The organism is Enterococcus sp. CR-Ec1 (genome assembly GCF_002850555.1).
GTDB lineage: Bacteria > Bacillota > Bacilli > Lactobacillales > Enterococcaceae > Enterococcus_D > Enterococcus_D entomosocium.
Map to the genome: position 1 here is coordinate 2,012,449 of NZ_CP025223.1, position 26,266 is coordinate 2,038,714.

At 42.7% G+C, this 26,266-nt stretch carries 20 protein-coding genes; 5 read left to right on the forward strand and 15 right to left on the reverse strand.

Going from position 1 to position 26,266, the window contains the following annotated elements; translation table 11 throughout:
- Positions 1–212: 212 nt before the first annotated feature.
- Positions 213–3,896: a pyruvate:ferredoxin (flavodoxin) oxidoreductase gene (gene nifJ, locus CXM95_RS09680; RefSeq protein WP_086299392.1), complete on the reverse strand. Its 3,684-nt coding sequence runs from the start codon at positions 3,894–3,896 to the stop codon at positions 213–215.
- Between the two features lie 227 nt (positions 3,897–4,123).
- Here nifJ and CXM95_RS09685 point away from each other — a divergent pair, with 227 nt between their 5' ends.
- Positions 4,124–4,639, forward strand: a complete 516-nt coding sequence (locus tag CXM95_RS09685; RefSeq protein ID WP_005235682.1) for a DsbA family protein — start codon at positions 4,124–4,126, stop codon at positions 4,637–4,639.
- Positions 4,640–4,727: 88 nt separating this feature from the next.
- Here CXM95_RS09685 and whiA read toward each other — a convergent pair whose 3' ends face one another.
- The 7 genes from whiA to uvrB all read right to left on the reverse strand — a co-directional run bounded on the left by whiA (position 4,728) and on the right by uvrB (position 14,781).
- On the reverse strand, positions 4,728–5,663 hold the full coding sequence (gene whiA / locus CXM95_RS09690) for a DNA-binding protein WhiA (RefSeq protein ID WP_005235679.1): 936 nt from the start codon (positions 5,661–5,663) through the stop codon (positions 4,728–4,730).
- Positions 5,664–5,681: 18 nt separating this feature from the next.
- Positions 5,682–6,683, reverse strand: coding sequence for a gluconeogenesis factor YvcK family protein (locus CXM95_RS09695; protein ID WP_005235677.1), 1,002 nt, complete (start codon positions 6,681–6,683; stop codon positions 5,682–5,684).
- Positions 6,680–7,570 (reverse strand): RNase adapter RapZ, encoded by an 891-nt coding sequence (gene rapZ / locus CXM95_RS09700; protein ID WP_005235675.1) that lies wholly within the window; start codon positions 7,568–7,570, stop codon positions 6,680–6,682. The genes CXM95_RS09695 and rapZ overlap by 4 nt, the downstream gene beginning before the upstream one ends.
- Before the next feature lie 113 nt (positions 7,571–7,683).
- Positions 7,684–8,394, reverse strand: a complete 711-nt coding sequence (locus tag CXM95_RS09705) for an amino acid racemase (RefSeq protein ID WP_101699068.1) — start codon at positions 8,392–8,394, stop codon at positions 7,684–7,686.
- Between the two features lie 3 nt (positions 8,395–8,397).
- Positions 8,398–9,651, reverse strand: a complete 1,254-nt coding sequence (locus tag CXM95_RS09710) for a carboxylate--amine ligase (RefSeq protein WP_086299389.1) — start codon at positions 9,649–9,651, stop codon at positions 8,398–8,400.
- Positions 9,652–9,959: 308 nt separating this feature from the next.
- Positions 9,960–12,776: an excinuclease ABC subunit UvrA gene (gene uvrA, locus CXM95_RS09715; RefSeq protein WP_086316183.1), complete on the reverse strand. Its 2,817-nt coding sequence runs from the start codon at positions 12,774–12,776 to the stop codon at positions 9,960–9,962.
- 13 nt (positions 12,777–12,789) lie between these two features.
- On the reverse strand, positions 12,790–14,781 hold the full coding sequence (gene uvrB / locus CXM95_RS09720; RefSeq protein WP_008382187.1) for an excinuclease ABC subunit UvrB: 1,992 nt from the start codon (positions 14,779–14,781) through the stop codon (positions 12,790–12,792).
- 270 nt (positions 14,782–15,051) lie between these two features.
- Here uvrB and CXM95_RS09725 point away from each other — a divergent pair, with 270 nt between their 5' ends.
- Together CXM95_RS09725 and CXM95_RS09730 are read left to right on the forward strand one after the other, a co-directional pair.
- On the forward strand, positions 15,052–17,205 hold the full coding sequence (locus CXM95_RS09725; protein WP_101699069.1) for an amino acid ABC transporter substrate-binding protein/permease: 2,154 nt from the start codon (positions 15,052–15,054) through the stop codon (positions 17,203–17,205).
- A gap of 1 nt (position 17,206) precedes the next feature.
- Positions 17,207–17,944: an amino acid ABC transporter ATP-binding protein gene (locus tag CXM95_RS09730; protein WP_101699070.1), complete on the forward strand. Its 738-nt coding sequence runs from the start codon at positions 17,207–17,209 to the stop codon at positions 17,942–17,944.
- Positions 17,945–17,995: 51 nt separating this feature from the next.
- Here CXM95_RS09730 and CXM95_RS09735 read toward each other — a convergent pair whose 3' ends face one another.
- Positions 17,996–18,235, reverse strand: coding sequence for a hypothetical protein (locus CXM95_RS09735; RefSeq protein WP_034878529.1), 240 nt, complete (start codon positions 18,233–18,235; stop codon positions 17,996–17,998).
- Between the two features lie 390 nt (positions 18,236–18,625).
- Between CXM95_RS09735 and CXM95_RS09740 the strand changes: the two genes are divergently transcribed.
- Positions 18,626–19,168 (forward strand): hypothetical protein, encoded by a 543-nt coding sequence (locus CXM95_RS09740; protein WP_101699071.1) that lies wholly within the window; start codon positions 18,626–18,628, stop codon positions 19,166–19,168.
- 105 nt (positions 19,169–19,273) lie between these two features.
- Positions 19,274–20,029 carry a Tat pathway signal sequence domain protein gene (locus CXM95_RS09745; RefSeq protein ID WP_101699072.1) on the forward strand — a complete coding sequence of 252 codons (756 nt, stop codon included), beginning with the start codon at positions 19,274–19,276 and terminating at the stop codon, positions 20,027–20,029.
- Between the two features lie 94 nt (positions 20,030–20,123).
- Here the strand turns inward: CXM95_RS09745 and CXM95_RS09750 are convergent, their stop codons facing one another.
- From CXM95_RS09750 to dnaJ, 6 genes are all read right to left on the reverse strand, one after another.
- Positions 20,124–20,579 carry an S-ribosylhomocysteine lyase gene (locus CXM95_RS09750; RefSeq protein ID WP_008382180.1) on the reverse strand — a complete coding sequence of 152 codons (456 nt, stop codon included), beginning with the start codon at positions 20,577–20,579 and terminating at the stop codon, positions 20,124–20,126.
- A 12-nt stretch (positions 20,580–20,591) separates the two neighbouring features.
- Positions 20,592–21,236: a class I SAM-dependent methyltransferase gene (locus tag CXM95_RS09755; protein WP_101699073.1), complete on the reverse strand. Its 645-nt coding sequence runs from the start codon at positions 21,234–21,236 to the stop codon at positions 20,592–20,594.
- A gap of 2 nt (positions 21,237–21,238) precedes the next feature.
- Positions 21,239–22,384 (reverse strand): cystathionine gamma-synthase, encoded by a 1,146-nt coding sequence (locus tag CXM95_RS09760; RefSeq protein ID WP_101699074.1) that lies wholly within the window; start codon positions 22,382–22,384, stop codon positions 21,239–21,241.
- Entirely contained in the window at positions 22,374–23,339 is a 966-nt protein-coding gene (locus CXM95_RS09765) for a PLP-dependent cysteine synthase family protein (protein ID WP_101699075.1), read from the reverse strand. The genes CXM95_RS09760 and CXM95_RS09765 overlap by 11 nt, the downstream gene beginning before the upstream one ends.
- A gap of 406 nt (positions 23,340–23,745) precedes the next feature.
- Positions 23,746–24,846, reverse strand: coding sequence for a glycerol dehydrogenase (locus CXM95_RS09770; RefSeq protein WP_008382170.1), 1,101 nt, complete (start codon positions 24,844–24,846; stop codon positions 23,746–23,748).
- Positions 24,847–25,033: 187 nt separating this feature from the next.
- Complete coding sequence (gene dnaJ, locus CXM95_RS09775; protein ID WP_005235650.1) at positions 25,034–26,203, reverse strand: molecular chaperone DnaJ; 1,170 nt, start codon at positions 26,201–26,203, stop codon at positions 25,034–25,036.
- Between the last annotated feature and the right edge of the window lie 63 nt (positions 26,204–26,266).

A 26,266-nucleotide genomic window follows, 5' to 3' on the forward strand; every position in this document is an offset into this window, starting at 1 on the left:
AAGATTTGAAAAAAAACAAATTTATGAAAAAGTTTTGAAAAAATAAACAGCTCTTTTATTTAGTTTACCATTATCATGAAATCATTGTTTGTCAAAGGTCTTAGAAGATTTCATCTAAAAGAGCTTCTTGCACGCATTTCATAGGAAAAACAACAAACGACCCTGAAAAAACGTGATAAAGCGTTTTTCCAGGGTCGTTCCTCAGCTAGCGATTATTCTTGCTGACGACGTTTTGCGCGCGCTGCACGCCGTGCTGCTCTTTCAGCGAGCTGTTCTTCGCTTAACGGCTGTTTTTCTCTTCGCACACGCTCCGTTTTTACTGCCATTGGTTGTTCTGTATCAGTACTTACATTTTTTTCAAGCTTTGCTCGAATTTTTTCTTCTTGACCTGCTAAGCGGGCATAGTTATAGAAACGAGTTTTCGCATCTGAAACGGTTTTTTCAAACAAGGCTTGCGCCGCATTGGGATTGGCAGACTGCAAGGAAGCAAATCGGACTTGGGTCTGCATAAAGGCAGGCATTTGATCAAATGCTGGCTTTTTGAAATCGAGCGTCATTGGCTGTTTCCCATTTTCTGCCAACAGCGGGTTATAGCGGTAGAGACTCCAATACCCTGATGCAACTGCTTCTTGCGCTTCTTTCAAGGATTGACGCATTCCGCCAGCAAGACCGTGAGTGATACATGGCGTATAGGCAATGATGATTGACGGTCCCGGGAACCGCTCGGCTTCTTCAAAGGCTTTGATCGTTTGCATTTGATTAGCACCAGATGCGATTTGTGCGACGTAGACATGTCCGTAGGTCATCGCCATCATTCCTAAATCTTTTTTGGAAACAAACTTGCCACTAGCAGCGAATTTAGCAATAGCCGAAGTTGGTGTCGCTTTGGAGACTTGCCCCCCCGTATTGGAATAAACTTCATTATCTAACACAAGAATATTGACATCTGCACCAGAAGCGAGAACATGATCGATACCGCCAAACCCAATATCATATGCCCAGCCATCGCCACCTATCATCCATTGGCTTGGCTTAACAAACAAATCTTTTTCCTGCAGAATTTTGTTCAGCTGAGGTGTCGTGGAAGCCTCAGCTTCTAAGGCGGCGATCAATTTTGCTGCTCGCTGCTGTGTCCCAGCACTTTCTTCTCGATGAAGGTCCCAATCATCAATCAAAGCCTGCAATTCTTCTGATACAGCGGCTTTCAATGACTGCAACTGGGCTGCTAATTTCTCCCGTCGGGTTTGGTTGGCTAAGAACATGCCATAGCCATATTCGGCATTGTCTTCAAACAGCGAGTTTGACCAAGCTGGACCCTGTCCTAAGTGATTGGTTGTATAAGGGGATACTGGTGAGGTTCCACCCCAAATCGAAGAGCAGCCGGTCGCATTGGCGATCATCATGCGATCACCAAACATTTGGGTCAGAAGTTTGACATAAGGGGTTTCCCCACAGCCCGCACAAGCACCAGAGAACTCCAATAAGGGCTTATTGAATTGGGAGCCCAAAACAGTTCCTGGTTTTGCTGGATTTTCCTTTTGGCGTAAAGTCATCGCAAAAGCCCAATTTAAAGCTTGCTCTTTTTGTTCTTCGTAAGGACGCATCGTCAAGGCTTTCCCTTTGGCGGGACATGCCTCCACACAAAGGCCGCAACCTGTACAATCTTCAACGGAAACTTGAATTCGATATTTTTGGCCGTTCGCTCCTCGCATCTCTCTGACGATAAAGCCTTCCGGTGCTTCGGTTAATTCATCTTCATCTGCCAAAAACGGGCGGATCGCCGCATGAGGACAGACGAAGGCACACTCATTGCACATGGTACAGCGATCTGATAGCCACTCAGGCACTTCAACAGCGATGCCCCGCTTCTCAACCGCTGTTGTCCCGACAGGGATCACCCCTTCAGTCATTTGGTTCCTTACGAGGGTGCCGACGGATAGTTGATTGCCTTCTTGACGGTTGATGGGTTCCACGATTTCCCGCACAAATTGTGTCATAGCAGTGGATGTCCTTTCCGGCACTTCGATTGTTGCCCACTCGCTTGGAACAGGGATTTCTTGTAATAATTCGATGGTGCGATCAATGGCTGCTTGGTTCTTTTCAACGATCGCCATCGATTTGTGCCGATAACTTTTCAGCGCCTCTTCTTTTAAAATCGGCAAGATTTCCTCGGTCGGAATGATGTTTGCCAAGTAAAAGAAGGCTGTTTCCATCGCGGTATTGATCCGCCCACCTAAGCCAACTTCCATTGCCAACTGCATGGCGTTGATGGTATAAAAACGGATCTCGTTTTCAGCAAGATAACGTTTCATCTTCTTCGGTAGATTATTTAAAATTTGCTCTTGTGACCAGGTCGTATTTAATAAAAAGGTTCCGCCTTTTTTGAGTCCTTTCAGCAAATCATACGTATGCAAATACGCAGGCGTATGACATGCAACGAAATCCGCGTGTTCGATCAGATAGGTAGAACGAATGGGGGTATCCCCAAATCGCAGATGGGAAACCGTTAGACCACCAGATTTTTTCGAATCATAGTGGAAATAGCCTTGCACATATTTTTCGGTATGATCACCGATGATTTTGATTGCTGACTTATTCGCCCCAACGGTCCCATCAGAGCCGAATCCCCAGAATTTCGCTTGGAAGGTGGATGGATCAGTTAGATCTAGCGTGCCTTTTGAGGGCAACGACAATTGCGTCACATCATCCGTGATCCCAATGGTGAAGCGTTTCTTTTGGCTCGCTTTTGGCTTAATCAATTCGTCATAAACGGCAACGATTTGATCAGGCGTTACATCTTTTGACCCAAGACCATAGCGTCCACCAATGATCGTCGGCCGAATCGCTGCATCATACATGGCACTTTGCACATCCAAAAGCAAAGACTCTCCGTTGGCACCAGGTTCTTTGCTGCGATCCAATACAGCGATACTTTTGACGGTAGCAGGCATTTTTTCTAAGAAGACTTCTAATGGGAATGGTCGATACAGATGGATCGACAAGACTCCCACCTTGCGTCCAGAAGCGCACAAATGATCCACCGTTTGCTGGATCGTTTGCGTCGAGGACCCCATCGAAACGATAACTTCTTCGGCGTCCGCAGCACCATAATAATCCACTAAATCATAGTTGGTTCCTCTTAAAGCATTGATTTTCTTCATGTAAAAACGAACGATCTCAGGCAATGTTTGATAGTGCTGATTGATCGTTTCCCGCTGTTGAAAATGGATATCAGGATTTTGATTCGTCCCACTCGTTGTTGGGTGATTCGGATTCATCGCTTTTTGACGAAAAGCAGCCAACTTTTCATGATTAACCAGTTGTGCGAGTTCTTCATAGTCCAGCACCTCGATTTTTTGAATCTCGTGACTGGTTCGGAAACCATCAAAAAAGTTTAAAAATGGAATGTTGGCTTCAATTGCTGCTAAATGAGCGACTGGCGCTAAATCCATTACTTCTTGAACACTGCTTTCCGCTAGCATAGCAAAGCCTGTTTGTCGAGTGGCCATTACGTCGGTATGATCTCCGAAAATATTCAAGGCATTGGTTGTTACTGCTCGGCTGGCGACATGAAAGACGCCTGGCAGCATTTCCCCAGCAATCTTGTACATATTTGGTACCATTAACAAAAGTCCCTGAGATGCTGTATAGGTCGTCGTTAAGGCGCCGGTTTTTAATGAGCCGTGAACCACACCCGCCGCCCCTGCTTCAGATTGCATTTCAACCACTTTCACCGGCTGCCCAAAAAGATTATGCTTTCCCTGAGCAGACCACTGATCCACTAATTCAGCCATGGTTGAACTAGGGGTTATCGGATAGATCGCCGCAAGTTCCGTAAAGGCATAGGAAATATAGGCAGCTGCCGTATTGCCATCCATTGTTTTTCTTTTTCTCATCTATATAACTTCCTTTAATCATCATTTTGCACAATAAAACACAATTCATTATAGCTGAAAATCAAGGAATATAAAAGCACCGGCTGGGTAATTTTCTTTATTTCGTGAAACGAAATACATAGTATTTAGCTAATTTCCCTCCTCATTTCACAGACTCGGATCAAAAGACCTGAGGCTTTTCTTTCAGTAGAAACTTCGGTAAACTAAAAGAAAAAGGAGGAATCTTAATGGATATTTCAATAATCAAAGCACAAGAAACAAATGCGGTAACAGGGATACATATCGGAGACCCTTCCGCTAAACCGATCGTCGAATTTATGAATTTGCGTTGTCCTTATTGTCGGCAATGGTTTGAGGAATCGTTACCGACCTTAAGTGAAGCTGTCACAGCTGGGAAACTACGCCGTGTCATCAAATTATTCGACAAAGAAAAAGAATCATTGCAACGAGGCAATGTGATGCATCGGTTTGTTTCCAGTACAGATCCTCAGGCAACGATCGCTGAGATTACAAAAATTTATCAAACACAAGACGAATGGGGTCATTTATCTTTAAATGAAGTGGCAGAATATGCGAAAAATACCTTAGGGCTATCTGAACAAAATCATCCTGCGATCGCCGGAGAAATTGTGGAAGAAGCGAAAAACGCCAACATTCAATTTGTGCCAACGATTATCTTAGATGGGCACATTTTTGATGAATCGATCACTGCTGAGGAATTAACTGCATTGATCAATGAGTAACCACAAATAAAAGAGCAGGAGCAGATTTGACGCGAACATCCACGTCAAATCTGCTCCTGCTCTTTTGATTCATTTTTATTCCATTCGACTAGCTGACTTGTTCACGAAGATGATCGGCAAATTCGTTGATTTTTCGAATGCGATGATTGATCCCTGATTTCGAGATCGCTCCTGATGGAATCATTTCTCCTAGCTCTTTCAAGCTGACCTCGGGATGTTCCAAACGTAATTCGGCGATTTCTTGCAGCTTTTCAGGTAGAGCTTGCAAGCCAACTCGATCTTGAATAAACTCGATATTGTCGATCTGCTTCGAAGCAGCATCGATCGTTTTGTTCATATTGGCGGTTTCACAATTCACCAAACGGTTGACTGAGTTACGCATGTCTCGCACGATCCGCACGTCCTCGAATTTCAACATGGAATTGGTGGCGCCGATCAGTGTCAAAAAATCAGCGATTTTCTCAGCGCCTTTCAAGTAAGAAATATACCCATTTCTACGTTCTAATGCACGGGCATTCAAACCATATGCGTTTAGCATATCGCAAATATCTTGGTTATGCTCCTCGTAGATGGAATAAATCTCTAAGTGATAGCGGCTAGTTTCTGGATTGTTGATCGATCCTGATGCCATGAAAGCCCCTCGTAAATAGGAACGCATTTTTTGAGTATTGCCCATGATCTCATCAGAAACATGGCTTTGAAACATCAGCCCGTCCATGATATCTAAGTCCAAAAGCACGCGTTTTGTCTCTTGCTTCAAACGAACGATGTAGACGTTGTTCTTTTTTAATTTCATTTTGCGACGGACCAGCAACTCGCTGCGCACGTCGTAATGATCTTTTAGTAAAGAGTAGATGCGTCTGGCAATCGCCGCGTTTTCTGTTTGAACGTTTAAAACAAATTGCTGGTTGTTGATACTTAATGACCCATTCATCCGAATCAAAGCTGCCAGTTCTGCCTTGGCATGTTCGCGATGAACTTCTAATGCAGTCAATTCTTTTTTTACTTCTGCTGCAAAGGACATTAAAAAATCCCTCCTTTCTTAGATTTTGGCCCCGTAAACGATACGTAGAAGTTCTTCAATCACTTTATCTCCGTCATGAAAAACTCCGCCATCTCTAAGCTCCAGAAAGTCAGCTGAAATGACACGGCTGGCTTCTTCTCGCAGTCCTTGGAAATCGTGTTTCACTTGTACAAGATATTCATCATAAATCTCTGGGTCCATATATCCTTCTGGAACTTTCTCGGTGTTGACTAACACCGTATCAATAAAGGGTTTGCCTAAATGCTTATGCAAGACTCTCACATGGTCGGCATCACTAAAGTGTTCGGTTTCACCTTTTTGGGTCATGATATTACAAATATAAACCGTTTCAGCTTGTGTTTCCAACATTGCTTGGCCGATCTCGCTGATCATGAGATTGGGCAAAATACTAGTAAAGAGACTACCAGGACCCAAGACGATCATATCTGCCTCCATAATTGATGAAACAACTTTACGAGCTGCTTTCGGCTCATCATTATTTTCTTGATTACGAACAAAGACCCGTTCGATCGTTTTGCGATCAACCGCGATTTTGGACTCTCCTACCGCTTCGGTGCCGTCTTTAAAAATAGCGTGCAACACCAATGGCAGATCTGAGGAAGGATATACTCGTCCATCGATATGCATGATTTTCGACAAAATTTGAATGGCTTCATAGGTACTGCTACGCATTTCAGCAATCGCCGCAATAATCAAGTTCCCAAGGGCATGATTGGCTAAAAATTTGTCTTCCGCTTTAAAACGGTATTGAAAAATATCATTATACAATTGCGGCATATCAGATAGAGCCGCCAGAACATTGCGCAGATCCCCCGGTGGTGAAATAGAGGAAACCAAATTGCGGATCTCGCCGCTGCTACCGCCATCATCAGCGACCGTAACGATCGCTGTGATGTCTACACCTTGATTCCGCAAGCTCTTCAGGATGACTGGTAACCCAGTTCCGCCACCTACCACAACGATCTTCGGCTTTCTGATCCGGTACGTTTTCATTTTCATGAACGATTCACCGTCTCTTTGCGCTTATCTTTGTCGCGATGAGTAATATTGACGCGATAGTCTTCTGCCAAAACCGCCCCGATGCGCTCCGATAATGCAACCGAACGGTGTTGACCCCCAGTACAGCCGATAGCCACCGTCAAGCTGCTTTTGCCTTCCTTGACATAGCCTGGCATGATCGTTTGCAACAGTGTACTAAATTGCTGATAGAATTCTTCCGTTTCTGGAAAAGACATGACGTAATCATACACGGGTTCATCTTTACCCGTTAAAGGACGCAACTCTGGAATGTAATGGGGATTCGGTAAGAAACGAACATCCATCACGATATCAGCATCGATCGGCAAGCCATACTTGAAGCCAAACGAAAGTATTTCAATACGAAACCCTGTCTCATGAGAAGCACGAAATTCTTGATTGATTTTTTCTCTCAGTTGCCGTGGGGTCAACGTCGTTGTGTCGATAACAATACTGGCACGCGTCTTCAAATCGTTTAAGATCGCTCGCTCTTTGCGAATGCCTTCCGTAACTAAGCCATCCATCGCTAATGGATGTGCTCTTCTCGTTTCCTTGTATCTTGACACCAATTCATTGTCCGATGCATCTAAAAAGAGCATCCGTGTGTCGATAAAATTCGTGTTTTCAATATCGATCAGCATACTTTGGATTTCTTCAAAAAACGATCTTGAACGCAGATCGACAACTAAGGCAATTTTTGTCACTTTTCCTGATTCTTTGATCAGTTCCCAAAATTTAGGGATCAAGCTTGGGGGCATATTGTCGATACAAAAGTACCCCATATCTTCAAAACTCTGGATCGCGACCGTTTTGCCGGCTCCGCTCATCCCAGTAATAATGACCAATTCTAAATGATCCACTTCAGTCATAGGTAAAACTCCTTTCTGAAACAACTCTATTATATCATGCCGGGCGTATCATTGGAACACCGGCATAAAAAAAGACGTTAGCTCAAAAAATGCCGCTAACGTCGCTATCAGCTTTAGATTGCTTGGCGATTTGCCAATGCTTTTTCAATCGTCCGATCAACTAAAATGGATTGGGCATCCACGACTGGATAAGGATTGTCAGTCACAAATTCATCCATCAAGGATAACTCGGTACATCCAAGTACTACGCTTTCACAGCCGATGCGTTCGGTGACTTCTTCCAGTATCTCAAAGTAAAGTTCTTGATCCAGATGATCATTTTCTTTGATTCGATCATAGATCAATGTATTGACCTTTTTTTGGATCGCTGGCTCTGGGAGATAGACATCAAGTCCCAACTGGCGCAATTCTTTCTCATAGATGCCGGCTTTGACACTGCCTTCTGTCCCAAGAAAGGCCACTTTTCCAGTGACGCCTTTTCCAAAAACGACTTTCGCTGCCTCACGAGGCATATGCAAAATCTCAATCTCAGTAGCCGCTTGCAACTCATCAAAAAAATAATGCGCTGTGTTACAAGTCAACACAATAAAATTTGGCTTTAATAAATTTTGTTTTTCGATGTCGTCCATTAAATAAGGAACAGGGTTTTCTAACGTATTGTCTAAAATATATGCCGTCCGATCCGGGACTGTCGCATGATTGAATAAAACATAGTTCAAGTAATCTTGGTCTTTATGGGTCTGTGTCCGTCGGTTTAAAATACGGACAAAACTTTCCGTCGCTAACGTTCCCATGCCACCTAAAATACTAAAAAAATTCTCCATCTTCTAGCCTTCTTTCGTATGGAAATACGTTTTGAATCGTTTGTTGTATAGATGGAACATTCTCTTTAATAGAATCCAACGCTTCAGCGATAAGTCTTCTTTATAAAAGACGGTCGTTCCCCAGCGATTGTCTGCTAATAATTTTTTTGCTCGTTCTTTCGCAGGATTTTCTTTTGCGTAAGTCAAGAAGATGTTTTTTGGTACACCTAGCCATAATTTCGCCTCCGGCGCGTCAGCTTTGCCATAAACCGTTTCTGTGTAAGGTTTTTCGAAGACTAAATCTTCAGTGATAAACTTTGCCAAATTCAATCCGCTTAAGGTAATAAAGAAACTGCTTCTTCCTTGACGCAAGTTGATTTCAAATAGTTTATATTGCCCGTCTCGCGCATCATATTTCAAGTCAAAATTGGCAAATCCAACATACTCGATCTCTTTTAAAAACTTACGGATCATTTGATAAATTTGATCATTTTCGTCTGGAATGATCACTACGTAATTCCCAACAGCGCCAGGGGTTGGGTCTTCCAGTAAAGGATGACCTAAGCCCATCACGCGAACTTCGTGATTCTCATCAACATAGGCATTTAAAACCCGCATGTTGCTGTCATCACCGGGAATAAAATCTTGGACGATCATTTCATATTGATAACCCGCTTGATAAATGCGAGAAACGATTTCTTCAAATTCTATTCGATTATCAATAATAAAGGCTTTTTTGCGTCCTTCAAAATCAACTGACAGCCATGCTACACTATTTGCCGGTTTCAATGCCACAGGAAAATCAAAAGGCAGCTCTCCTTTGAACGTTCCTTCCGTCAACAGTTCAGGCGTTAAAATGAAGGTCTTAGGATAAGGCAAGCCATATTCCTCGCAGACTTCGTAAAAGCTGACTTTGTTGATCAACCGTTTTAGTAAAGAATAATCGTTAGCGATAAAGGTATAATAGGGCGCCAATTCTTCTTTATGCTTCGCCAACAGTTCCGCATAACCATCGCCGCAAGGAATCAACAAATATTTCATTGCAGGATCATTGTAAGTATTTTTTCCTAACTTGATCAACGTCTCAGTGAATCCGGGATCATGGTCAAAACCTTCCACTTGATTGATTTTTACAATTTTACTAAAGCGGGTTGGTGCAAGTTCGGCGCCTGCATAGGCAACTGATTGAATACCATATGCTTCGTGGAACGCTCTGGCCATACCATAAACATTCATATCGCTTCCTAATAATATGGGAAGAAAATTTTCCTGACTCATCAAAAATCACTCTCTCTTTTGAATACGAAAAACGACCGCTCTCGTTTCGTTTGATTACAATAGCATTATAATACCACAAAGAAAAAAGCAATCAAAGTATCTATCTTTGATTGCTTTCTCCCACTTTGAACGGATAGAACTTATAGGCAGTTTATTCAATGCGAATATACGTATACCTATTGCTATTCTATCAAATAAAATTTTGATTTCAAGCCCTTATCATGAAATTTGCAGATATTTCACGCTTCCTTAAACTTTAGCGAAACCTATTGACAGACAAGTGAAAAAGTGAGTGCTTTTTCATCTGCTTAAAGGACTTTTTTCAAATAATGACCGGTGTAGCTGTCTGAAACCGCAGCAATTTCTTCTGGTGTACCAGTTGCAATGATCGTGCCACCGCCTTCGCCACCTTCTGGACCTAGGTCAATCACATGGTCCGCTGATTTGATGACATCCAAGTTGTGTTCGATCACTAAAACGGTGTTGCCAGCGTCGACAAATCGTTCCAAAACTTTCAACAAACGGGCAATATCATCCGTATGCAGACCAGTCGTCGGTTCATCTAAGATATAAAAACTCTTGCCATTGGAATTTTTGTGCAGTTCACTGGCAAGCTTCATCCGTTGCGCTTCCCCACCAGACAAAGTAGTCGCTGGTTGTCCCATAGTGACATAACCTAAACCGACATCGACGATCGTTTGCAATTTTCGATGGATTTTGGGAATATGTTGGAAAAATTCCACTGCATCTTCCACGGTCATATCTAAGATTTCCGAAATATTTTTTCCTTTGTAATGAACTTCTAACGTTTCTGAGTTATAACGTTTGCCATGACAAACCTCACAAGGTACGTAGACATCAGGTAAGAAGTGCATCTCGATCTTGATGATTCCGTCCCCTTTACATGCTTCACAGCGTCCACCTTTTACATTAAAACTAAAGCGGCCTTTTTTATAACCACGGACTTTCGCCTCATTGGTTTTAGCAAATAAATCACGAATGTCATCAAAGACACTGGTATACGTTGCCGGATTGCTTCGAGGTGTCCGACCAATCGGGCTCTGATCGATATCGATCAATTTCTCAATAGCTTCATAACCAGTAATGGTTTTAAAGCGGCCAGGTTTGTTCGAATTCCGATTGATTTTTTGCGCCAAGGCTTTTTTCAAAATTTCATTGACTAATGTTGATTTACCAGAGCCAGAGACCCCTGTAACTGCGACGAACTTTCCTAATGGAAAATCGACCGAAATGTTTTTCAAGTTATTCTCAGAGGCACCGGTCACACGAATCTTTTCACCATTGCCTTTGCGGCGTTCCGTCGGTGTTGGGATTTCTCGTTTTCCAGATAAGTATTGACCTGTTAAAGAAGACTCATTGGCAGCGACTTCATCGGGAGTGCCTGCAGCGACGATCTCGCCACCTGCATGTCCTGCACCCGGACCAACATCGATCAAGTAGTCTGCTGCCCGCATCGTGTCTTCGTCATGCTCAACGACAATCAGGGTATTCCCGAGATCACGCATTTTCCGCAATGAATCTAGCAAGCGATCATTGTCTCGTTGGTGAAGACCGATCGATGGCTCATCAAGAATGTAAAGCACCCCAGACAAATTGGAGCCGATTTGTGTTGCCAAGCGAATTCGTTGCGCTTCCCCACCAGAGAGTGTGCCTGACGCACGACTCAAGGTCAAATAGTCCAATCCGACATTTTTTAAGAAGCTTAAACGATCATCGACTTCTTTCACGATCGGACGTGCAATCATTTGCTCTTGTTCCGTTAGTTTCAATTCTTCGACAAAGTTCAAGGCATTGTTGATCGCCATCTCACTCATTTCACCAATATGCTTCCCATTGACTTGCACGCACAGCGCTTGAGGGTTCAAGCGATAGCCATGACAGGTTTTACAAGTCAACTCTGTCATATACAAACGCATTTGATCACGGGTAAAATCAGAGTTGGTTTCATGATAACGGCGTTTGATATTTGGTAAGATCCCTTCAAAAGCGACCTCAACATCACGCACCCCACCAAAATCATTCTCATAATGGAAATGGAACATCTCCCCATTCGAACCATTCAAGATAATATCTCTGTGTTCTTCTGGCAATTCTTCAAATGGTGTGTCCATATCGATATTGAATTCTTGACAGGCTTGTTCCAGCATTTGCGGATAATATTGTGAACTGATTGGATTCCATGGCAATAGTGCGCCTTCACGCAACGTTTTGCTTTGATCGGGAATCACTAAGTCGACATCGACTTCTAGCTTCACGCCAAGACCATCACAGTCTGGACAAGCACCAAAAGGCGCGTTGAATGAAAAGAGGCGTGGTTCTAATTCTCCAACCGTAAAACCGCAATAAGGACAAGAATAATGTTCACTGAAGAGCATTTCTTTTTGGCCGATCACATCGACTACCGCATAGCCGTCCGCTAACCGTAATGCCGCTTCAAAAGAATCAAACAGGCGTGAACGTATGCCTTCCTTCACAACAATCCGGTCGATGATGATGGCAATATCGTGCTTTTTATTTTTTTCTAATTCAGGCGCTTCAGAAACATCATAGACTTCACCGTCTACGCGCATCCTTACATAGCCTTCTCTTTGGATACGTTCGAAGACTTTTTTGTGCTGCCCTTTCTTTTGATAAACGATCGGTGCCAACAATTGGATCTTGGTACGTTCTGGTAATACCAAAACTTCATCCACCATTTGCTCAACCGACTGACTAGTGATCTCGATGTGATCATTTGGACAAATCGGGTGACCGATTCTAGCGTAAAGAAGCCGCAGATAATCATTGATTTCAGTAACCGTCCCTACTGTTGATCGCGGGTTCTTGCTGGTGGTTTTTTGATCGATAGAAATCGCTGGACTAAGTCCATCAATGCTATCTACGTCTGGTTTATCCATTTGACCTAAAAACTGACGGGCATACGCCGATAGACTTTCTACATATCGGCGTTGTCCTTCGGCATACAACGTATCAAAAGCTAAGGAACTTTTCCCTGAACCCGAAAGACCAGTAACAACAACGAGTTGGTCTCTGGGAATCGTCACATCGATATTTTTTAAATTATGGGCCCGTGCCCCATGGATCACGATTTTATCATTTGCCATAGTGTTTCTCCTTCTAATCAGCAGCTTTTAGCTCAAGAATAGTATCTCTTAAGGTAGCAGCCGTTTCAAAATCCAATGCTTTCGCAGCATCTTTCATCTCTTTTTCTAGCTTCAACAACAAGGTTGCTTTTTCCTCACGACTCAGTTCTTCATAAGAAGTCGTGGTGTATTCACCGGTCTCTTCTGCCACTTTTGTGATCGCGATCAGATCGCGAATTTCTTTAATAATGGTTTTCGGTACGATCCCATGTTCTTCGTTGTAGGCTTCTTGGATACTTCGGCGTCGCGCCGTTTCATCGATCGCTCGCTGCATCGAATCAGTCATTTTATCAGCGTACATGATTACTTTTCCTTCAGAGTTTCGGGCTGCCCGTCCAATGGTTTGGACTAATGAGCGTTCGCTGCGCAGGAAGCCTTCCTTATCGGCATCAAGAATCGCAACCAGAGAAACTTCCGGCACGTCTAACCCTTCTCGCAGTAAGTTGATTCCGACCAGTACATCAAATTCACCGAGGCGCAGGTCTCGAATGATCTCTGTTCGTTCCAATGTTTTGATGTCACTGTGCAAGTATTTGACTTTGATCCCTAATTCTTTGAAGTAATCCGTCAAATCTTCAGACATTTTTTTCGTCAAGGTCGTCACAAAGACCCGTTCATTTCGCTCGACTCGCTCATTGATTTCTCCCACGAGGTCGTCAATTTGACCCATGATCGGTCGTACTTCGATCACCGGATCTAACAGACCAGTTGGTCGAATGATTTGTTGAACGACGGTATCGGTTTGATCGTATTCATAGGGTCCAGGTGTTGCTGACACATAGACGATTTGATTGACATGTTTCTCAAATTCTTCCAAGCGTAACGGACGGTTGTCCAGTGCAGAAGGCAAACGGAAGCCATAATCCACTAACATTTGTTTTCTAGCACGGTCACCATTATACATCCCACGAACTTGGGGCATCGTTACGTGTGATTCATCGATTACTAATAGAAAATCATCTGGGAAGAAATCCAATAACGTATAAGGCGGTTCCCCTTCTTTTCGTCCATCCATGTGGCGAGAGTAGTTTTCGATCCCTGAGGTATACCCCATTTCTCGCATCATTTCAATATCATAGTTGGTTCGCTGCTCTAAACGCTGTGCTTCCAGCAGCTTATTTTCTGCTCGCAAAACTTTCAGTCGTTCATCGAGTTCACTTTGGATTGAAGCGATCGCATGTTCCATATGGTCTTCATTGGTCACAAAGTGGGTTGCCGGAAAGATCGACACATGTTCGGTGTCACTCATGATCTCGCCCGTCAAGGCATCAACTTCACGAATCCGATCGATTTCATCGCCAAAAAACTCAATGCGCAACGCTCGCTCATCACGAGAAGCTGGGAAAATCTCCACAACATCGCCGCGCACGCGAAAACGCCCCCGTTGAAAATCGATGTCGTTTCGTTCAAATTGGATCTCGATCAATTCTTTTAATAGTTGATCCCGAGACTTTTCCATCCCTACTCGTAAAGAAACAACTTGTCTTGCATACTCGATCGGCGAACCTAAACCGAAAATACAAGAGACAGAAGCTACAACAATCACATCGTTTCTCTCTAATAAAGAACTTGTCGCCGAGTGACGGAGCTTATCGATTTCATCGTTGACACTGGAGTCTTTTTCGATGTATGTATCACTGGAAGGAACATACGCTTCTGGTTGATAGTAATCATAGTAACTGACAAAATACTCGACTGCATTATTTGGAAAGAAATCCTTAAACTCGCCATATAATTGTCCAGCCAATGTTTTATTATGGGCAATGATCAATGTCGGTTTATTGACTTCTTTGATTAGATTAGAAATCGTATAAGTCTTACCGGTCCCAGTGGCTCCCAACAAAATCTGTGCTTTTTTTCCACCGACCACCCCGTCAACCAATTGATGGATCGCTTCTGGTTGATCCCCAGCTGGTTGATATTTTGATACTAAGTCAAATTCATGGGAAGTTGTTCTTTCGATCATCTTAATTCCCCCTCGATTATTCTAAACGACAACAAAAAAAGAAAAACTCGCTGCCGCTTTTCCATAAATAAGTATATCATAGCGAACATACTTTCGCCATCATTTGCTATGAAAGTTTCATGCGATTAAGCATAACTTAACATGTTTGATTTTCTAACATCTGATGTGAGGTTTAAACGATTTTGTCATATTTTTAAAGAGAAAGACTTGTGTGTTGAAGAAAAAATCCATATAATCTATAAATACGTTATATCTAAAGGGGGAATTTTCTTGAAAAGAAAACACATGTCCTTCGCTTTAATCGCGCTGATTATCAGCATTTTTACGCTATCAGTAAAGTCAGCAAGTGCGGAGGAAACTACGTATAAGATAGGAACAGATTTAACATTTGCTCCTTTCGAATTCCAAAATGAAAATAATGAATACGTTGGGATCGATATAGATTTATTAAATGCGATCGCAGAAGATCAAGGTTTTGCAGTTGATTTACGTCCTTTAGGTTTTGACGCCTCCATTCAAGGCGTGCAATCAAATCAGTTAGATGGCATGATCGCTGGGATGAGTATCACAGATGAACGTAAAGAAACCTTTGATTTCTCTGATCCTTATTTCGATAGTGGGATTCAAATGGCAGTAGCTGCTGACAATGACAGTATTACTAGCTACGAGGATCTTGAAGGCGAAACGGTCGGTGCAAAGGTTGGTACCGAAAGTGCCCGCTTTCTAGAAAGCAATAAAGACCAATATGGCTACGACATCAAATTATATGATGACGCTACTGGACTATATGGCGCTGTACGCAATGGTACTGTGGCAGCCGCTTTTGATGATTATCCAGTGCTTGGCTATGCTATCAACAATGGCGAACCAATGAAACTTGTCGGCGAACCTGAAAAAGGCGCTTCTTACGGATTTGCCGTCAGAAAAGGCCAAAATCAAGAACTCCTTGAAAAATTCAACGCTGGTTTAGCCAATATGAAAGCTTCCGGCAAATACGACGAAATCGTCAATACTTACATCACAACGTCTGATACAGATGCAGGCACTAGTGAAATGGTGAAAGTCGAACCAAAGAAAGATGTTTACCGAATTGCCAGTGACTCAGCCTTCGCTCCATTTGAATTTCAAAATGAAGACAATGAGTATGTAGGGATCGATGTTGATTTAATGAACCGGGCGGCAGAATTGCAAGGGTTCAACATCGAATTCAATTTCATCGGTTTTTCCGGAGCTTTGCAAGCGTTGGATGGTAACCAAGCAGATGGGATGATCGCTGGGATGACAATCACTGATGAGCGTCGTCAATCCTATGACTTTTCTGATTCTTACTTTGAAAGTGGTATTCAGATTGCTGTAAAAGAAGGCAATGATTCCATCAAATCCTATGAAGATTTAGATGGAAAAACCGTCGGTGCAAAAGTTGGGACAGAAAGTGCAGACTTCTTGATCGCCAACGAAGAGAAATATGGCTATTCGATCAAATATTATGATGCTGCCGATCAATTATATGCGGCTGTTAACGGCGGACAAATTGATGCCATGATGGATGATTATCCAGTGATTGGTTATGCCATCAGCCAAGGACAAAAACTAGTGACACCGATTGAAAAAGAATCTGGTGGTCAGTACGGTTTTGCGGTGAAAAAAGACCAAAATCCTGAACTGATCCAAATGTTCAATGAAGCATTGAAAGAAATGAAACGGACTGGGGAGTACGATCAAATCATCAATAAATACATTGAAGATGGATCTGCCACAGAAAAACGAGTGGATGAATCAACGATCACTGGTTTGATCAGCAACAACTATAACGTCTTGTTAAAAGGATTGTGGAATACCCTTTTACTAGCATTGATTTCTTTTGCCTTAGCATTAGTGATCGGAATCATTTTTGGACTATTTAGTGTTGCTCCAATCAAAGCATTGCGGGTTTTAGCAGGGATCTATGTTGACATCATTCGTGGTATTCCTATGATGGTATTGGCTTTCTTCATCTTCTTCGGCCTCTCCGATGCGATTGGTATCACGATTCCGGACTTTGCTGCTGGGGTCATTACATTGACCTTAAATGCCAGTGCCTACATCGCTGAGATCGTCCGTGGTGGGATCAACGCGGTGCCAAAAGGTCAGATGGAAGCCTCTCGTAGTTTGGGGATGACCTACACTCGGACAATGCAGAAAATCATTTTACCGCAAGCGATCAAAATCATGATTCCATCTTTCGTTAACCAATTCGTTATCTCGTTGAAAGATACAACGATCATCTCGGTTATCGGAGTCGTGGAATTATTGCAAACCGGGAAAATCATCGTTGCACGAACCACACAAAGTACCTATGTCTACTTGATCATCGCGATTATTTACTTAGTCGTGATCACAGCTTTAACGAAACTTGCAAAAGTTTTAGAAAAGAAGGTGAAATAGCATGAAAGAAAAAATCTTAGTTGAAAGTCTTGTAAAAAAATACGGCGACAATACCGTATTGAACAATATCAATGTTTCAATCGCTGAAGGAGAAGTCGTTTGTGTGATCGGTCCTTCAGGATCTGGGAAATCGACGTTCTTACGCTGTTTGAACCGCTTAGAAGAACCAACCAGCGGCGATATTATCGTTGACGGCGCACATCTGATGGATAAAAACACCAATATCAATGCTGTTCGTCAACATATCGGCATGGTGTTTCAGCATTTCAATCTCTTCCCTCACTTGTCAGTTTTAGAAAACATCATTCTAGCCCCGATGGATCTAAAAAATGCTTCTCGGCAAGAAGCGGAACAAAACGCGATTCGTTTATTAGAGACGGTAGGTCTGGCTGATAAAAAAGACATGTACCCTGACAATCTATCTGGAGGACAAAAACAACGGGTGGCGATTGCTAGAGCCTTAGCCATGAATCCCGATGTGATGCTGTTCGATGAACCAACCTCCGCACTCGATCCCGAAATGGTTGGGGATGTACTCAATGTTATGAAGGATTTGGCAAAACAAGGAATGACCATGGTAATCGTTACTCATGAGATGGGCTTTGCCAAAGAAGTAGCAAACCGTGTGATGTTTATTGATGGCGGTAATTTCTTGGAAGACGGTACACCTGAGCAAATCTTTTCCAACCCTAAGCACGATCGTACGAAAGATTTCTTAGACAAAGTATTGAATATCTAAAAAAATCCTCTGCAACAGCTCTTTTCTCGGACTTTTGCAGAGGTCTTTTTTTTATTGATTTTTTCGTTTGGTTTCTTCTGAAATCCGCTTTTGATTTTCACCTAAAAATACTTTTGTATCGATAGGGTTGGCTTTGTTCGCCCCTCCGACGCCAGTATCAACCATCTTTCCCCAACCCTTCAATGGCTCTTTCCCTGCTGCACGAAGTTGCGCATTTTTTAAACGTAACGCTTGTTTTTTTGCTTCTTTTTTCGCTTGACGTTTTGCTTGCCACTGCTTTAAGATGCTCATCTTCATTCCCTCCTCTCCTTGTTATGAATCCTTACATAAATTCTTAGCAAACGGTATGCTGGTTCCTGTTGACCTGGTAAGAGTAAACAGGGTTCACCTTTAAAATAGCAAATTTTTATTGAGTAGTTAAATCTATTATAACATTTCCTTTTCACCATCGTAAGCTGCAGATACTAATTTTACTAAAACCATGAAAGGACATTTGAAATCAAGTAGCCAGATCAGAAGCAACATGTTACACTTATTAAACAACACTCCCTCCAAACCAAAATAGGTATACAAACGTTTTTCTTTTTTATTTTATAGCAAATGACGGGGTTTTCCTAATAAAAAACCAACATTAAAATAACAAAGGAAGGCCAAGAAAATCATTTTGGAGGAACCTATCTTATGAAAACCATCATTTTATTTTTCCCACTAGTGATACTCTCCCTCTTTCTCACTGGCTGTACCTTGATTGACGAAATCATGGATGACAACACCAATAGCAGTTTTTCACCAGAAGCAACGTCGTCTTCTCAACCTTTGTCAACTGATTCAGAAACCAGAGCTTCTTCTTCCAGAACTAAGAACCATGCATCAGAACCCGCATCAGAAACAACTCATTCTCCTGATGACGTTGCACAAGCTCAGAGCAGTACCGAAACAGCTGCCCCTCAATTTTCGTATTGTGAACAATTGCAGATCGGGCTGCCGCGACGGTGGAATCGAACAGTCAACAAAGACTTGCTCCATCAACTGCAAATAGGAATGTCTTGCGAACAAGTTCTTGAAACCATGGGTGGCCTTCCCTCTTGGCGACTAGCAGTCGTAGGTGTGGAATCCAATGCCTGGATCAATTCCGATGGTGAAGCAATCATTGTCACTCTTATTAACCGAACCGTTTCTGATGTGGCCTGGCATGATCAGTTTTCTGAATCAGAAATTGAGTAATCCATTAAGCGATCTCACGTGACTGATATTGGTAAAACGCATGATGAAATTCAATCACCACTTTTATCAGAAGTCATCTAAAAAATTTGGGAGTTGAAGGATCAAATGAAACTGAGTCGACTTAGAAAAAAAATCCGGGAGCATAGCAGAAGAAGCCTTTTGCTTTCTTTGGGTATCAGTTGTTTTTTGCTTGGCGCTGCCCTCTTCTACAGCGAAAACCAGCCGGCAGCTGCCTACGAGCAGTTTTTAGAGATCGATTACTTAACTGCTTTACTGGAAGAAAGAGCTTCCCCTGAGTCCATCAGCGATCTTGGCCTCGATCTCATCAAACGTAGTGATCGGGTAAACCAAGAGCGCAGTGCCATCAACCGAAAGCGGCGCCGCGAAAATGTGATCGTCACAGAAGAGACTAGAAAAGTTTTTTCTCCCGATCAAGGAGCAATGGTTGATGAAGTAAGAAAAGTAACCACTCGCTTACCTGATTCAGCCATTGATTTGTTATCAATGATGGTTGATAGCAGCGCTCTCGAGACAAAAAGAGTGCCTTTAGGTTCACGGGACAAACTGTCCAAAATCAGCTTTGATTTTGACTTTGATGATTCTGGTAATGAAAGATTAGCGAAAATCACATTGGTTGATGTCCCAGAATTTTTCGGTATTGATTTCTCACAATTCGAGAAAGAGGCTGATGTTGAGGAGATCAAAGAGACATTGATCGTACAGTATGGTTTAGATGCTCACATCAGGGACGTTAGCGCCATTCGGAGACTTTTCTTTGTTCATGAAGGATTTGAGTTTTACATTAGTCATACCTACAATCCGAATGGAGTCGGCATCACCGTCCAAGCGGTAGAACCATAAACGAAAAATAGTGAATCCCCCTCTCTTTGCGGGATTAACAAAAAAAGCGTCCGCGAATACAAACGCAGGCACCTTTTTTCTACTTCTATTTTGTTTAGGCAAAAACGGTCGACCAATTGTCACGTTCATCAAGAAATTCTTGCGCTAATTTTTGCGCACCTTCTAAGGTATGGTTCGCCGCCCAACCGCATTGCACTTCATTGCTGGCAGGTACTTCAGTTGCTTGCAAAACATCCTTCATGGTTTTTTCTAGGACTGTCAAAATCTCTTCATAATCGTCATGATTCAAGACAGTCAGATAGAAGCCGGTTTGGCATCCCATGGGTGACCAATCCACGATATAATCTGCATGATTACGAATCAACTCTGCCGTCAAATGTTCTAAAGAATGCAGACTTGCCATATCCATATGTGCTTGGTTCGGCTGCTTCAAACGAACATCATATTTGATGATGGTATCATTTGTTCCTTGTTTTTTATCGGCAACCCGTACATAAGGTGCTTTGACTTTCGTATGATCCAAATTAAAGCTTTCAACATTCATTTTCATTGTACTTCTCTCCTACTCTTTTTGTGATTCCACAAGCCAAACATACTCATTGATTTGCTTAAAACGACTGGTAAACCCATGTTGGCGAAAATATCGTTCGATATCCGCAGTAACTGGATAGTACTCCCGTTGCAGATCAGCGGCTAGTCGCTGGTGTCCAGCTTGCCGCGCTTCATCGATTAGCTCCATTTTTCGGGCTAGGGAAAGAAACATCGTATCCCCGAAAAGCACTTTCCCGCCTTTTGGCAGCATCGCCGCATATTTGCCGATTGCCCGTTGTTTTTCGTCCTCCGTAAGATGATGAAAAACATAGGTAGAAACGATCGTATCGATTACATCCGTGATTTCAGGAAAAATCTCCATATCACCATCTACAAAAGTCACTTTAGAAAGACTGGGTTTTGACTTGGCGATCCGCCGCATCTCTGGCGATGGCTCGATTGCCAGCACGTTTTTCCCTTGATCAAGTAGAGCTTGTGTTAGATTTCCAGTTCCACTACCAAATTCTACCACAGACCGACCTGCCTTTTCAGCAATTTCAGCTAGTAACTGTTCATATTTGAAAAAAACCGCTCGATATTCTTCATCCTTACCTGCAACTGTTTCATCGTACTCAGCTGCCCAGTCAGAAAAAATTGGAATAAACTCTCTGCCCATCACTAGCTACCTGCCTTTTCAAACGCTTGTTCTAAATCCGCCAGAAGATCCTCACTGTCTTCAATGCCAACCGACAACCGAATCAGGCCATCTTTGATCCCTGATTGCTGGCGGATTTCTTTAGGGATTGAGGCATGAGTCATCACGGCTGGCACTTCAACCAAACTTTCCACCCCACCTAAACTTTCTGCTAAAGTAAAAATCTTTAATGATTCAACAAAGCCGGCTGTTTTCGTTTCATCGTTTAGTTCAAAAGATATCATACCGCTATACCCAGACATCTGTGATTTGGCGATATCATAACCTTCATGGTCAATCAATCCTGGATAATAAACCTTTGCGACAGCTTGATGTGCTTGTAAGTAGTGGGCAATTTTCATCGCATTGTTTTGATGTGCTTTCATCCGCAAAGCAAGTGTTTTGATGCTTCGCTGGATCAACCAGCTATCATGAGGCCCCAATACACCGCCAATAGCGTTTTGTAAAAAGGCAATTCTTTCGGCGATTAGCGGCTCTTTGGCAACCGCTAATCCAGCTACTACATCACTGTGTCCACCGAGATACTTGGTAGCACTGTGAATCACAATATCTGCGCCTAATTGTAGCGGCTTTTGAAAATATGGCGTCGCAAAGGTATTATCCACGATCGTCAAGAGATCGTGCTGGGCAGCTAGTCTCGCAACCGATTTGATATCCGTGATTTTTAACAGCGGATTCGTCGGTGTTTCCAGAAAAATCGCTTTGGTCTCCGGAAGAATTGCTGTTTCAATAGCAACTAAATCATCGGTTTTGACAAGTGAATAAGTCAACCCGCTTTTTTCTAATACTTGATGAAGCAAACGAAATGTCCCACCATAAACGTCATCTCCTAAAATGACATGATCTCCTGTCTGAAAAAGCGTGAAGATCGCATGGGTGGCTGCTAATCCAGAGGCAAAAGCAAACCCTTGAGCGCCTTCTTCAAGATCCGCAATCAATTCTTCTAAGGCAAAACGAGTTGGGTTGCCTGAACGACTGTATTCATATTGCTTTGGCTGACCAAGAGCATTTTGCCGATAGGTAGATGTTTGGTAGATTGGCACACTGACTGCACCGGTGAGTTCGTCTTCGCTGATACCGCCGTGAATTACTTTTGTATTAAAATGCATGGTTTACTCCTCCTATGAATGGGGTGATTGCTGATTCACCCGCATAAATCTGTTTTGATAGATAGCGATCGCCTCCATCTGGAAAGACGGTAACGATCGAGCTTCCAGTTGGTAATTCGAGGCTTTCTTTTACTGCTGCTGCCATCGCCGCTCCACTTGAACTTCCAACAAGCAAACCATAGTTTCTTGCCAAGTAACGAGTAAAAGCAAAGCCTTCCGCATCACTGATCGTATAAATTTGATCAATAAGCAAATCGTCAAAAAATTGTGGAATGAACTCAACACCGATCCCTTCAATCTCATGGCCATGGGCAGGACCGCCGTTCAAGATTGATCCTTCCGGTTCAACAACAGCAAGACGAGTGCTTGATTTTTGCTTCTTTAAGTACGTCGCGACACCCGCAAAAGTACCACCACTGCCAGCGCCTGCAACAAAGCTGTCAATTTTTCCATGTAATTCCTGATAGATCTCAGGCCCCAATGTTGCTTGATAGGCTGCAGGATTGTTCTGATTATGAAACTGCAATGGCATAAAACTATTCGGCTGTCCTTTTGCTAATTCCTTTGCTTTTTCGATTGCCCCTTGAATGCCAGCTTCCGTTGGTGTATGAACGATAGTTGCGCCTAATGCCTCAATCAATTGCTGCTTTTCAATGCTGAATTTCTCCGGAATAACAAAAATCATTTTTAGTCCATGCTCGATCCCGGCAATAGCTAAGCCAATCCCGGTATTTCCGGCTGTCGGTTCAATTACTGTTGTCTCATGATTGATTGTACGCTCTCGAAATGCCTCATCGATCAAGTACTTTCCTAAGCGGTCCTTAATGCTGCCACCAGGATTTAAATATTCAAGTTTCGCATAGATTTTACTTCCCTTTTTTCCGCCTAAAGCTGCGGCATCAAATTCAAAGAGCGGGGTATGCCCTATCAATTCTTTTACATTTTTAACGATCATCGTTTGACTCCTTATTCAGATTTTTAGGCAAAACTTGTAAGCTTCATATACATATTTTGGCTTGCAATCATCAGCCGTCGCCATTGAAAGCGGTAAAAAAAAGCAAACAAAAAGGGGTACTGACTATTACATCAGTACCCCAAAAAAATGTCGTCTTATCCGGATAGAAGCGAATCACTAAAAAAATCAGCGATCTGCTGCGACAAAGGAACTAATAATAGGCATGACAAATGGGTATGCTGCTTTTTGCACCATACAACAACAACAGGTAGTTTGTGTGTTGAAGTTCGTCATGTCTTGTTCCCTCCTTTAATTTGCTTGTTATCAAAATAGCACGACTCTTTTTTTTTGTCAAATATTTTTTTTAATCAACAAGTATCGATCAATGAACGTTTATAAAATAACATTAAAGAGGATAATAAGCAGTCACATAGGCATCCACGGCTTTGATCGCGGCTACAACATCTTCTGCGGATACCGTGAACGGCATATTGTGAATCGTCTCCCCTTCGATGGTTGCTTGTTTACCGACTTTCATAAGCTCTGCATCGCTAACATCAGAAAGATGCATTTCAGCTAATGTCGTTGGTAATTCCAACGCCTGATACAACTCAATATATTGGTCAATTTCATCAGGATCCGCGTTTTCCAGCATCAATTGTGTAAGTGTCCCGTAAGCAACTTTCTCCCCATGAGTCAAATCATGGACGTCTCCTTCAAGGGCTGTCAAGCCATTATGGATCGCATGAGCTGCTGCCAAACCAGCACTTTCAAAGCCTAAACCACTTAACAGAGTGTTGGCTTCCACGATTTGTTCAAAAGCTTCGGTAACGACTTGTTTTTTATTTGCTTGATAGGCTTTCAGTGCATTCTCAAAAAGAATCTCTTCGCATTTTTCAGCGATTGCCATGCCGGCAATTGGTTGAATACCACCCACCATATTCTTACTATGGCTTCGGGCAACGGCGCGTGCTTCGACATAGGTTGCTAGTGCATCCGCAATACCCGCTGCAAGTAATTTGGCAGGCGCTTTCGCAATAACGGCTGTATCCACTAAGACAAGTTCAGGGTTTTTGTTGTAAAAACGATATTTTTCAAAGCGACCTTCATCTGTATAAATAACAGAAAGTGCCGAAGTTGGTGCATCAGTAGAAGCGATCGTTGGCAAAACAGCAATCGGTATGTTTAATTCATCCGCAACAGCTTTCCCAGTATCGATGGCTTTCCCGCCACCTAATGCAGCAATTACTTCAATGGATTCGCTTTTGGCTTTAGAGACGATACGATCGATTTCATTTGCAGAAGCTTCTCCACCAAAAATTTCCTTTACCGGACCTAAATCAGCCGCTTTGAGATTTTCAAATAAATCTTCCCCGGCAATTTTCCAAACTGTTTCATCGGTTAAAAGCAGCACTTTCTTTCCTAGATCTTTAATGTGAGATAAACCATCCTTCAATACTCCTTTTCCTTGAACGTATCGTGACGGACTCGCAAATATTCTTTCCATTGTATCTCCTCCTTCAATTGGTCTACTTTTATTGTGACACACTAAGCAAGCGATTTCAAAGGAAAAGAAAAAAAGATGGCCAAGAAGATTCGATTCTCGCACATACTGCACATTTATAGCCATACAAACACTCATGCCCTTATAAAACTGATGGTTTTATAAGGGCATGAATTGGATTATTTACTTGTTATTTCTTTTTCCCACCAAAAGCATCTTTCATTTTATCAAAAAACCCTTCTGGTTGTTGTTCGGTGGTTTCATGACCACTAGCTTTTGCATAAGCCCGCAATGCTTCTTTTTGTTCCTCATTTAAGTTCTTAGGTGTGATCAGCTTCACTTTGACTTGTTGATCGCCATTGCCGCCTCCCCGTAAGCGAGGTGCTCCTTTACCGCGTAAGCGGAAGTTCGTACCTGTTTGGGTCCCAGCTGGGATTTTTAACTTCACATTCCCGTGAACGGTTGGCACATTGACCTCATCTCCTAAAGCTGCTTGGACAAAGTTCAACGGCAACTCGTAATAAATCTCTGAACCGTCACGATCAAAAATATCACTTTCTTCCACACGAAAAACAACGTATAGGTCCCCATAAGGACCACCATTGGTTCCAGCTTCCCCTTGGCCAGATAAACGCATTTGTTGTCCATCTTCGACACCTGCAGGCACGTTGACTTTTACATTATGTTTTTTCTTTTCATGGCCAGTACCATGACAGGTTGTACATGGTTCTTTGATTTCTTTCCCAGTTCCATGACAAACATCACAGGTTTGACGGCTCATTACACGACCAAGCGGTGTTTGACGTTCAACATTGATAGTACCTGCACCATGACATTTATGACAGGTTTCTGGTGAAGTACCTGGTTTTGCCCCGTTCCCGCCGCAGGTATGACAGGTTTCTTCACGATTGTATTGAACAGTTTTTTCCACTCCGAAAATCGCTTCTTCAAAGGAAAGATCAACCGCATATTGCAAGTCTGCTCCTTGTCGAGGTGCATTAGGATTGGCTGCTCTGCCGCCTCCACCACCAAAAAACGATTCGAAAATGTCTTCAAATCCACCAAAACCGCCACCGGAGAATCCGCCACTGTTAAAGCCGCCGAATCCACCGCCATAACCGCCTCCGTAGTTCGGATCGGTACCAGCATGACCATACTGGTCATAAGCAGCTCTTTTTTGGGAATCACTTAATATTTCATAGGCCTCAGAAATCTCTTTAAACTTTGCTTCTGCATCAGGTTCTTTATTGATGTCTGGATGATATTGTTTTGAAAGCTTACGATAAGCTTTTTTGATTTCGTCATCCGAAGCCCCTTTTTGTAGACCTAAGACCTCATAATAATCTCTTTTGTCTGCCATTGGCTTCCCTCCACTCTATTCTTGCGTCTCTCGTATTTTAGCATATAATTCGCTCTAGAAAAA

Bases quoted from the DNA above. Each gene is read 5' to 3' on its own strand.
- CXM95_RS09770 (WP_008382170.1), bottom strand. From the start codon at position 24,846: ATGGAAAGAATATTTGCGAGTCCGTCACGATACGTTCAAGGAAAAGGA.
- CXM95_RS09755 (WP_101699073.1), bottom strand. From the start codon at position 21,236: ATGGGCAGAGAGTTTATTCCAATTTTTTCTGACTGGGCAGCTGAGTAC.
- CXM95_RS09745 (WP_101699072.1), top strand. From the start codon at position 19,274: ATGAAACTGAGTCGACTTAGAAAAAAAATCCGGGAGCATAGCAGAAGA.
- CXM95_RS09740 (WP_101699071.1), top strand. From the start codon at position 18,626: ATGAAAACCATCATTTTATTTTTCCCACTAGTGATACTCTCCCTCTTT.
- CXM95_RS09685 (WP_005235682.1), top strand. From the start codon at position 4,124: ATGGATATTTCAATAATCAAAGCACAAGAAACAAATGCGGTAACAGGG.
- whiA (WP_005235679.1), bottom strand. From the start codon at position 5,663: ATGTCCTTTGCAGCAGAAGTAAAAAAAGAATTGACTGCATTAGAAGTT.
- rapZ (WP_005235675.1), bottom strand. From the start codon at position 7,570: ATGACTGAAGTGGATCATTTAGAATTGGTCATTATTACTGGGATGAGC.
- CXM95_RS09760 (WP_101699074.1), bottom strand. From the start codon at position 22,384: ATGCATTTTAATACAAAAGTAATTCACGGCGGTATCAGCGAAGACGAA.
- CXM95_RS09710 (WP_086299389.1), bottom strand. From the start codon at position 9,651: ATGAGTCAGGAAAATTTTCTTCCCATATTATTAGGAAGCGATATGAAT.
- dnaJ (WP_005235650.1), bottom strand. From the start codon at position 26,203: ATGGCAGACAAAAGAGATTATTATGAGGTCTTAGGTCTACAAAAAGGG.
- CXM95_RS09705 (WP_101699068.1), bottom strand. From the start codon at position 8,394: ATGGAGAATTTTTTTAGTATTTTAGGTGGCATGGGAACGTTAGCGACG.
- uvrA (WP_086316183.1), bottom strand. From the start codon at position 12,776: ATGGCAAATGATAAAATCGTGATCCATGGGGCACGGGCCCATAATTTA.
- CXM95_RS09750 (WP_008382180.1), bottom strand. From the start codon at position 20,579: ATGAAAATGAATGTTGAAAGCTTTAATTTGGATCATACGAAAGTCAAA.
- uvrB (WP_008382187.1), bottom strand. From the start codon at position 14,781: ATGATCGAAAGAACAACTTCCCATGAATTTGACTTAGTATCAAAATAT.
- nifJ (WP_086299392.1), bottom strand. From the start codon at position 3,896: ATGAGAAAAAGAAAAACAATGGATGGCAATACGGCAGCTGCCTATATT.
- CXM95_RS09695 (WP_005235677.1), bottom strand. From the start codon at position 6,683: ATGAAAATGAAAACGTACCGGATCAGAAAGCCGAAGATCGTTGTGGTA.
- CXM95_RS09735 (WP_034878529.1), bottom strand. From the start codon at position 18,235: ATGAGCATCTTAAAGCAGTGGCAAGCAAAACGTCAAGCGAAAAAAGAA.
- CXM95_RS09730 (WP_101699070.1), top strand. From the start codon at position 17,207: ATGAAAGAAAAAATCTTAGTTGAAAGTCTTGTAAAAAAATACGGCGAC.
- CXM95_RS09765 (WP_101699075.1), bottom strand. From the start codon at position 23,339: ATGATCGTTAAAAATGTAAAAGAATTGATAGGGCATACCCCGCTCTTT.